Below are 8,897 nucleotides of genomic sequence, written 5' to 3' on the forward strand. Positions count from 1 at the left end.
GCGGGCGTCACCCGTCGCGGTGTGCCGCGAAGAACTCCCGCAGGATCGCTGCGCACTCGTCCTCCCGCACCCCTCCGACCACCTCGACCCGGTGGTTCTGCCGCGAGTCGCGCACCACATCCCACTGCGACCCGCACGCCCCGGCCTTCGGGTCCCAGGCACCGAGCACCAGACGCGGTATCCGGGCGAGCACGGTCGCCCCGGCGCACATCACGCAGGGTTCGAGGGTGACGACCAGGGTGCAGTCGTCCAGCCGCCAGCGTCCCAGGGTGTGCGCGGCGGCGCGCAAGGCCAGCACCTCGGCGTGGGCGGTGGGATCACCCTCGGCCTCGCGACGATTGCGGCCGGCACCGACCACGTCACCGTCCGGTCCGAGCACGACGGCACCGACCGGCACATCCCCCGTGCTCAGGCAGGCAGCAGCCTCGGTCAGGGCGAGGCCCATCGCGGTGAGATCGTCAGGTCGGGCGAAGAGGGGCAGACGCACCACGCCATCGTGACGCATCCGCGGACCTGGAAGGGCGATGACGGTACCGGCAGGGGGGCGGTCGGCACCGTCATCGCCTGAATCCATGGTTACTCATGAGTAGCCCGGGACGTTGGGACGTTCGGCCCGTGGCGGTCGCCCTGTAGGTTGTGGGCCATGCGCCTGCACGTCGCCGACCACCCCCTGGTCGCTCACAAGCTGACCGTCCTGCGGAATAAGGACACCTCGTCCCCGACGTTCCGCAAGCTGGTCGACGAGCTGGTCACGCTACTCGCCTATGAGGCGACCCGTGAGGTGCGGACCGCCCCGGTCGACATCCAGACCCCGGTGGCCCCGTTCACCGGTGTGAAGATCGCTGAGCCGTTGCCGTTGGTGGTGCCGATCCTGCGCGCCGGGCTGGGCATGCTCGACGGGATGACCCGCCTGATGCCGACCGCGGAGGTCGGGTTCCTGGGGATGCAGCGCGACGAGGAGACGCTGGACGTCGTCACTTACGCCAACCGCCTGCCGGACGATCTGACCGGACGTCAGTGCTTCTTGATCGACCCGATGCTCGCCACCGGCGGCACCCTGGTCGCGGCCATCGACTACCTGTTCGAGCGCGGCGCGCGGGATGTCACCGCGGTGTGCCTGCTGGCCGCCCCGGAGGGCCTGAAGGTGGTCGAGGAGGCCGTGGGCGACCGGGTGGACGTGAAGATCGTGGTGGCCGCGGTGGACGATCACCTGAACGAGAAGGCGTACATCGTCCCGGGCCTCGGCGACGCCGGCGACCGCCTCTACGGCGTGGTCTGAGCCGACCTCGCTCGTCTCATCCGCCGAGATGATCGGTGGATATCCCTTGGTGCGCGGCCGATCGCCTGAGAGCATCGGTCCGTGGTCACCACCCCGTTCCGCATGACCGACGCCCATCCGGCGTCCCTCGTCATGCGCGCGTATCCGGGGTCGGTATGCCGATTTTCTCGGCGAACTCCGCGTTGTTGGCGCTGAACAGCTCCCCGCTGAACACCCGCACCGACGCCACCTGACCACCGCATCCGGCCGCCCCACCCGTGAGGCTGCGGCCACCCTCACCCTCGGAGCCTTTCATGGCACATCGTCACCCTCCGGTCGCATCTGCTCAGCGGCGCTCGGCCGGGCATGGAACGTCCCCGTCCCGTGCCGAACGCACCATGACGGTGCGTGAGGAGGCCGCCCTGCCGCGGTCTGGCGCGGTCAGCGCTGGTCCGACCGCCCGGGCGGGATTCGTGCTGTACGTGGGCCTCAACGGCACCGATGGCGACGGGCGCGCCGCGGAGCTGGCCGAGGTGGCGGAGGCGTTGCGTGATCTGGCGCGAGACCTGCTGCCCACCGCAGAGACGTACACCGCGCTGTCCCTGGTGCCCGGCACCGGCAGCGACGATGTGCGGGATCTGCGGGACCGGTTGGCCCGGCTGCGACCACTGGAGTCCGGTCCGGACTCCCCCGTGGCGGAGCCCGCGTGACCCCTGCCTAGTGCCCGATCGGCACTTAGAGGACCCCCGGCTGCACCGCACAGCCCTCGCGGTCACCACTTAGGTGCCGCCCAGAACGCCCTAGTCACCTCTGGACCGGCCTAGCGTGAGAGTCCTACGGCCGCCCGCAGCCACGCCCCCGGCAGCGGGCGGCCGTTCTGCATCCACTCCCAGGCACGATGGACAGAGGCTTGGCGCGCGGCCCACCGGTGCGCGGCCTACGGTGGCGGGATGCGCATCGCCATCGCCGGAGGACACGGACAGATCGCGCGGCGACTCAGCCGCCTGCTCGCGGATCGCGGGGACTCCCCCGTCGCCCTGGTCCGCAATCCCGACCACGTGCCCGATGTCGAGGCCGACGGGGCCACCGCGGTGGTGATCGACCTGGAGCAGTCGGACGCCGCCACCCTGGCCGAGTACCTGGACGGAGTGGATGCGGTGGTCTTCGCCGCCGGGGCCGGTCCGGGCAGCGGTGCCGACCGCAAGGACACCGTCGACCGCGCCGCCGCCGGGCTGCTGGCCGACGCCGCCGAGCAGGCCGGAGTTCGGCGTTACCTGCTGGTGTCCTCGGTGGGCGCTGGTGCGGAACCGCCGGAGGGCACCGATGAGGTGTTCGCCGCGTACCTGCGGGCCAAGACCGCCGCAGAGGAGGACCTGCGCGGACGGTCGACGCTGGACTGGACGATCCTGCGACCGGGCGCGCTCACCGACGACACCGGCACCGGACATGTGCGGCTCGGGCCGGATATCCCGCGCGGGCAGGTCACCCGGGACGACGTGGCGGCGGTGCTCGTCGCGCTGGCGGATGAGCCGCGCACCGCCGGGCTGACCGTCGAGCTGTCCGAAGGGCCGACGCCCATCGCCGCCGCGGTTGCGGCACTGCTCGAGACCGAGGACTGACCGGCACGCACGAACAGCCCCGCACCCGGCCGGGCGGTAGCCAAGCGCCGGGTTCATGGCGACACGAGGCGCGGTCAAGGCGTCATGAACCACGCCCTCGCACCGGCCACGGACAGAGGAACGGCCGCCACCCGGCGAGGGGTGGCGGCCGTCGCGGGCCGGATCGAGCGGGGGGCTCAGGCCTTCGCGTAAGTGAGGCAGTCGGCGGTGTCGTGCCCGGCACCGATCCGCACCGAGTCCGCGCCGCACTCCAGCGAGGTGTTGTGCGTGCAGTCCACGCGCTGGCAGGCACCCACATGCGAGACGACCCGGTCCAACCCGCCCTTGATGTTCAACGGGATGAAGGTGGCGCACTGGGCGTCGGAGCCACCGGCGCCCACGGTGATCGCGGCGGCACCGCAGGCGTGGTCGTGGTTGTAGGAGCAGCCGGCCACCGAACACTCGGTGATGGCCGGAAGATCGGCGAGGGTGCTCATGGCTTCTCCCGGGGGACGTGGGGGCGTTGCGGCTGACCTTCCCGACGGTAGGCGCGCGGTCGGGTGCTGTATAGCAAGGAAGGCCTGGCTCACTCGACGGTTTCTGCCGCCTGACCTGCGGTGTCATCCGCAGAATTGGTTCGCCGCGCCACGTCGACCTCAGCGTTGACGACGCCACCGAGCAGCACTGCCATGCTGCACAGCCAGATCCACAGCGCCCCGGCCAGCACCAACCCCAACATCTGCGCCGCCGCCTGCACCATCACTCCGCTGCCGGCCTCGACCTCCGGGGTGTTCGGCACCGCGAGCCGGATGTAGAGCGTGTACCCGCTCGACACCAGCAACACGCCCAGCGCCCCGACCACCGCCCCTGGCAGACAGCGCCGCCAGGTCACACGCACCCGCGGCGCATAGCGGTACAGCAGGGTGAGGAACGCGACGGTCACCACCGCCACGGTCGGCCAGCGCAGCGCGTCCCACGCGGTCCGGAAGAACCCGCCCAGGCCCCACCGGTTCGCCAGCTCGGTCCCGCTCCCGAACAACGGTCCGACGACCACCAGCAGCAGCACCGTCACCACCGTGATCAGCGCCCCGATGGTGAACGCGAAGCCCAACAGGTACTGCGCGATCCAGTTCCGGCGGGACTCCACCCGGTAGGCGTCGTCCAGCGCCCGCACCGCCGCCCGGAACACCCGACTGGCCAGGTACAGCGTCACGACCAACGCCCCGATGGCGAACCCGCCGCGCTGCTCGTCCAACAGGCTGTCGACCAGCGGGGCCAGCACGTCGGTGGCGAGCTGCTGGGCGAAGATCGTGGTCAGTCCATCGACCACCTGCGCCCGCAGCTCATCGACCTGGGCGTCGCCGATCAGTGGCCGCAGGTACCCAAGGCTGGCACCCAGTGCGGTGGCGATGGGCACCAGCGAGATCAGCGCGTAGTACGTCATCTCCGCCGCCAGCCCAGTCACCCGGACCTCCCCGGCCCGGACCACCGAGCGCACCGCCAACGCCAGCACGTTCCGACCCCGCACTTGCACCGGGTGCCGGTCCGCCCAGGCGATCACCCGGCGGCTGAACGGCGGATCGTCCGCATGGCGTTCCCGTCGCCGCGCCAGCGGACCGCGCACCCGCCCGACCAACCAGCCGGTGGCCAGCACCGCGAGCACTCCCCCGACGGTCGCCACCACCACACCCACCACAGTGCGGCCCCACCCCGCGCTCCGGCCCGCCAACGCCAGCGCGGTCAGTCCGGCGATGGTCCAGGTGAGGATGGTGGTGGCGGCGGTGGGCAGCCGGTCACGCACCCACGCCGAGCGCCGGGCCAGGACGGACAGCAGCAGCCCGGTGGCGATCACGGCTGCGGGCATGGGGTCCCTTCGGGCGGTGCGGGTGGCTGCGGACCATTGTGGCGGACATGACGATGCCCCCGTCGGCGGCGACCGGCGGGGGCATCGTCATGCGTGATTCAGCGACTTTAGAAGTCCCAGTCCTCGTCCTCGGTGTTCACGGCCTTGCCGATCACGTAGGAGGAGCCCGACCCGGAGAAGAAGTCGTGGTTCTCGTCCGCGTTCGGGGACAGGGCGGACAGGATTGCCGGGTTGACGTCGGTCTCGTCCCGGGGGAACAGCGCCTCGTAGCCCAGGTTCATCAGGGCCTTGTTGGCGTTGTAGCGCAGGAACTTCTTGACGTCCTCGGTCAGGCCCAGGGGGTCGTAGAGGTCCTGGGTGTACTCGACCTCGTTGTCGTAGAGCTCGAACAGCAGCTCGAAGGTGTAGTCCTTCAGCTCCTGCTTGCGCTCCGGCGACGCCGACTCGAGCCCCTTCTGGAACTTGTAGCCGATGTAGTACCCGTGCACGGCCTCGTCGCGGATGATCAGACGGATCAGGTCGGCCGTGTTGGTGAGCTTGGCCCGGGAGGACCAGTACATCGGGGCGTAGAAGCCGCTGTAGAACAGGAAGGACTCCAGCATGGTGCTGGCGACCTTCCGCTTGAGCGGGTCGTCACCGCGGTAGTAGTTGAGGACGATCTCCGCCTTCTTCTGCAGGGCGGGGTTCTCCTCGGACCAGCGGAACGCCTCGTCGATCTCCCGGGTGGAGATCAGGGTGGAGAAGATCGAGGAGTAGGAGCGGGCGTGCACCGACTCCATGAACGCGATGTTGGTGTACACCGCCTCCTCGTGCGGGGTGAGGGCGTCCGGGATCAGGCTGACGGCGCCGACGGTGCCCTGGATGGTGTCGAGCAGCGTCAGACCGGTGAAGACCCGGGTCGTCATCTCCTTCTCGACATCGGTCAGGGTCGCCCAGGACTGGATGTCATTGGACAGCGGCACCTTCTCCGGGAGCCAGAAGTTCCCGGTGAGCCGGTCCCAGACCTCGAGGTCCTTGTCGTCCTCGAGCCGGTTCCAGTTGATCGCCTGGACCCGGTCGATCAGCTTGAGCTTCTCCGCCATCAGTGCTTCCTCATTCTCGTCTCATCCCCCGTACTGCTGGTCATTGTGGCGCGTGTCAGAGCATGCAGGACACGCAGCCCTCGACCTCGGTGCCCTCCAGCGCCAGCTGCCGCAGGCGGATGTAGTAGAGCGTCTTGATGCCCTTGCGCCAGGCGTAGATCTGGGCGCGGTTGATGTCACGGGTGGTGGCGGTGTCCTTGAAGAACAGCGTCAGCGACAGGCCCTGGTCGACGTGCTGGGTGGCCGCCGCGTAGGTGTCGATGATCTTCTCGTAGCCGATCTCGTACGCGTCCTGGTAGTACTCCAGGTTGTCGTTGGTCATAAACGGCGCGGGGTAGTACACCCGGCCGATCTTGCCCTCCTTGCGGATCTCGACCTTGGACACGATCGGGTGGATCGAGGAGGTCGAGTTGTTGATGTACGAGATGGAACCGGTCGGCGGGACGGCCTGCAGGTTCTGGTTGTACAGACCGTGCGCCTTGACCGACTCGGCCAGCTCACGCCACTCGTCCTGGGTGGGGATGTGCACATTCGCGTCGGCGAACAGCTGGCGCACCCGGTCGGTGGCCGGCTCCCACACCTGAGAGGTGTACTTCTCGAAGTACTCGCCGCTGGCGTAGGTCGAGTCCTCGAAGCCGAGGAACGACTGGCCACGCTCGATGGCGAGCTTGTTGGAGGCCCGGATCGCGTGGAAGGCCACCGTGTAGAAGTACATGTTGGTGAAGTCGATGCCCTCCTCGGAGCCGTAGAACACGCGCTCCCGGGCGAGGTACCCGTGCAGGTTCATCTGGCCCAGGCCGATGGCGTGCCCACCGTTGTTGGCCCGCTTGATCGACGGCACCGACTCGATGGAGGTCTGGTCGGAGACGGCGGTCAGGGCGCGGATCGCGACCTCGACACTGCGGCCGAAGTCCGGGGAGTCCATCGACAGCGCGATGTTCATCGAGCCCAGGTTGCAGGAGATGTCCCGACCGATGTGGTCGTAGGACAGGTCCTCGTTGAACGTCGACGGGGTCGAGACCTGGAGGATCTCCGAGCACAGGTTCGAGTGGGTGATCTTGCCCTTGATCGGGTTCGCCTTGTTCGCGGTGTCCTCGAACAGGATGTACGGGTAGCCGGACTCGAACTGGATCTCCGCCAGGGTCTGGAAGAAGTCGCGGGCCTTGATCTTCTTCTTGCGGATCTGCCCGTTGTCCACCATCGCGTGGTACTCCTCCGACACGTTGATGTCGGCGAAGGGCTTGCCGTAGACGCGCTCGACGTCGTACGGCGAGAACAGGTACATGTCCTCGTTCTTCTTGGCCAGCTCGAAGGTGATGTCCGGGATCACGACACCCAGCGAGAGGGTCTTGATCCGGATCTTCTCGTCCGCGTTCTCCCGCTTGGTGTCGAGGAACCGCATGATGTCCGGGTGGTGGGCGTGCAGGTACACCGCACCGGCACCCTGGCGCGCGCCGAGCTGGTTGGCGTAGGAGAAGGAGTCCTCGAGCAGCTTCATCACCGGGATGACACCGGAGGACTGGTTCTCGATGTGCTTGATCGGGGCGCCGTGCTCACGGATGTTCGACAGCAGCAGGGCCACGCCACCGCCGCGCTTGGACAGCTGCAGGGCGGAGTTGATGCCGCGGGCGATCGACTCCATGTTGTCCTCGATCCGCAGCAGGAAGCAGGACACGGGCTCGCCGCGCTGCGCCTTGCCGAGGTTGAGGAAGGTCGGGGTGGCCGGCTGGAACCGTCCGGAGATGATCTCGTCCACCAGCTGGGAGGCGAACTTCTCGTCACCGGCGGCCAGGGTCAGGGCGACCATGCAGACCCGGTCCTCGAACCGCTCCAGGTAGCGCTTCCCGTCGAAGGTCTTCAGTGTGTACGACGTGTAGTACTTGAACGCGCCGAGGAAGGTCTGGAACCGGAACTTGTGCGCGTACGCCTGCTTGGAGAGCGCCTTGATGAACTCCGGGCTGTACTGCGCGAGGACCGCAGGGTCGTAGTACTTGTTCTCGACCAGGTAGTCCAGCTTCTCCTCCAGCGAGTGGAAGAAGACGGTGTTCTGGTTGACGTGCTGCAGGAAGTACTGCCGCGCCGCCTCCCGGTCCTTGTCGAACTGGATCTCGCCGTCCTTGCCATACAGGTTCAGCATGGCGTTGAGCGAGTGGTAGTCCTGGTCCAGAGAGATGCTGCCGACCACGCCCGTGGCGTCGGTCAGACCATCTGTGACTGTCGCTGCCAAAATCGTCCCCATCCCTTTCGGACGCGCTGGACGTCCTCGGTCGTTCCCATGAGCTCGAAGGCATACAGGTACGGGACCTGGCACTTCGCCGCGATGATGTCCCCGGCGATGCAGTACGCACTGCCGAAGTTGGTGTTCCCGGCCGCGATCACGCCGCGGATGAGGGAACGGTTCGCCTCGTCGTTGAGGAACTTCACTACCTGCCTCGGGACCGCCCCGCCCTCGTTGCCGCCGCCGTAGGTCGGGACCACCAGCACATAGGGGTCCTGGACGTGCAGGAAGGGCTCTGAGGGGCGCAGCGGGATCCGCTCCGCCTCGATGTCCAGCTTGTCCACGAACCGGCGGGTGTTCTCCGAGACGCTGGAGAAGTAGACCAGTGAGCTCATCGCTCGATCCCCCTTCGCCCCGGTGGATCGTGTACGGCTGGGAAAAGAGAGTCGGGCCGCCCGTTGGAGGGACGGGCGACCCGAGGTCTCAGGGAGTCGTCAGGCGACGACGGCGGCCGACTGCTCGGCGAGGGCCTTGATCTGGTCGGGGCGGTAGCCGGACCAGTGCTGGCCGTCGGCCACGACAACCGGGGCCTGCAGGTGGCCGAGCGACATGACGTAGTCGCGGGCGTCCGCGTCCTCGGTGATGTCCACGACCTCGTACGGCAGACCGGCCTTGTCCAGGGCGCGGTAGGTCGCGTTGCACTGGACGCACGACGGCTTGCTGTAGACGGTGATGGTCATCGCGTTCTCCCCGAATGTCTGCGCTGCTTGATCGGTGTGCTCCGCACCCGTGGGTGGGTCGGCACTGCTGTGGTCTCTCGTGTCGCCTGCGCTGGTCTTCCTCGGTCCTCCGGCGGCCCTCGTGGGGTCTGTGCCGG

The 8,897-nt window shown here is 68.2% G+C and carries 11 protein-coding genes; 3 read left to right on the plus strand and 8 right to left on the minus strand.

Annotated features, from left to right (window positions below):
• Positions 1-7: 7 nt before the first annotated feature.
• Positions 8-445 (minus strand): nucleoside deaminase, encoded by a 438-nt coding sequence (locus tag AB0N78_RS12700; protein ID WP_363391470.1) that lies wholly within the window; start codon positions 443-445, stop codon positions 8-10.
• Positions 446-643: 198 nt separating this feature from the next.
• Here AB0N78_RS12700 and upp point away from each other — a divergent pair, with 198 nt between their 5' ends.
• The gene (upp, locus tag AB0N78_RS12705; protein WP_363390654.1) at positions 644-1,279 is read left to right on the plus strand and encodes a uracil phosphoribosyltransferase; all 636 of its coding nucleotides are present in this window, start codon (positions 644-646) and stop codon (positions 1,277-1,279) included.
• Between the two features lie 130 nt (positions 1,280-1,409).
• Here the strand turns inward: upp and AB0N78_RS12710 are convergent, their stop codons facing one another.
• Complete coding sequence (locus tag AB0N78_RS12710) at positions 1,410-1,574, minus strand: hypothetical protein (RefSeq protein WP_363390657.1); 165 nt, start codon at positions 1,572-1,574, stop codon at positions 1,410-1,412.
• A gap of 82 nt (positions 1,575-1,656) precedes the next feature.
• On the opposite strand from AB0N78_RS12710, the gene AB0N78_RS12715 reads away from it, so the two are divergent.
• Positions 1,657-1,968 carry a hypothetical protein gene (locus AB0N78_RS12715; RefSeq protein ID WP_363390660.1) on the plus strand — a complete coding sequence of 104 codons (312 nt, stop codon included), beginning with the start codon at positions 1,657-1,659 and terminating at the stop codon, positions 1,966-1,968.
• 240 nt (positions 1,969-2,208) lie between these two features.
• Complete coding sequence (locus AB0N78_RS12720; protein WP_363390663.1) at positions 2,209-2,877, plus strand: SDR family oxidoreductase; 669 nt, start codon at positions 2,209-2,211, stop codon at positions 2,875-2,877.
• A gap of 176 nt (positions 2,878-3,053) precedes the next feature.
• Here the strand turns inward: AB0N78_RS12720 and AB0N78_RS12725 are convergent, their stop codons facing one another.
• From AB0N78_RS12725 to nrdH, 6 genes are all read right to left on the minus strand, one after another.
• The gene (locus AB0N78_RS12725) at positions 3,054-3,353 is read right to left on the minus strand and encodes a DUF1540 domain-containing protein (RefSeq protein WP_363390666.1); all 300 of its coding nucleotides are present in this window, start codon (positions 3,351-3,353) and stop codon (positions 3,054-3,056) included.
• 89 nt (positions 3,354-3,442) lie between these two features.
• Complete coding sequence (locus tag AB0N78_RS12730) at positions 3,443-4,720, minus strand: YihY/virulence factor BrkB family protein (RefSeq protein WP_363390669.1); 1,278 nt, start codon at positions 4,718-4,720, stop codon at positions 3,443-3,445.
• Between the two features lie 107 nt (positions 4,721-4,827).
• Positions 4,828-5,802, minus strand: coding sequence for a class 1b ribonucleoside-diphosphate reductase subunit beta (gene nrdF / locus AB0N78_RS12735; protein WP_363390671.1), 975 nt, complete (start codon positions 5,800-5,802; stop codon positions 4,828-4,830).
• A 55-nt stretch (positions 5,803-5,857) separates the two neighbouring features.
• A complete protein-coding gene (gene nrdE / locus AB0N78_RS12740) occupies positions 5,858-8,029 on the minus strand; it encodes a class 1b ribonucleoside-diphosphate reductase subunit alpha (protein WP_363390674.1) in 2,172 nt (723 codons plus the stop codon).
• Entirely contained in the window at positions 8,002-8,415 is a 414-nt protein-coding gene (nrdI, locus tag AB0N78_RS12745) for a class Ib ribonucleoside-diphosphate reductase assembly flavoprotein NrdI (RefSeq protein WP_363390677.1), read from the minus strand. The genes nrdE and nrdI overlap by 28 nt, the downstream gene beginning before the upstream one ends.
• A gap of 99 nt (positions 8,416-8,514) precedes the next feature.
• The gene (gene nrdH, locus AB0N78_RS12750; protein ID WP_363390680.1) at positions 8,515-8,760 is read right to left on the minus strand and encodes a glutaredoxin-like protein NrdH; all 246 of its coding nucleotides are present in this window, start codon (positions 8,758-8,760) and stop codon (positions 8,515-8,517) included.
• Positions 8,761-8,897: the final 137 nt, after the last annotated feature.

The sequence above is a fragment of the Cellulomonas sp. NPDC089187 genome (genome assembly GCF_040685135.1).
Lineage (GTDB): Bacteria > Actinomycetota > Actinomycetes > Actinomycetales > Cellulomonadaceae > Cellulomonas.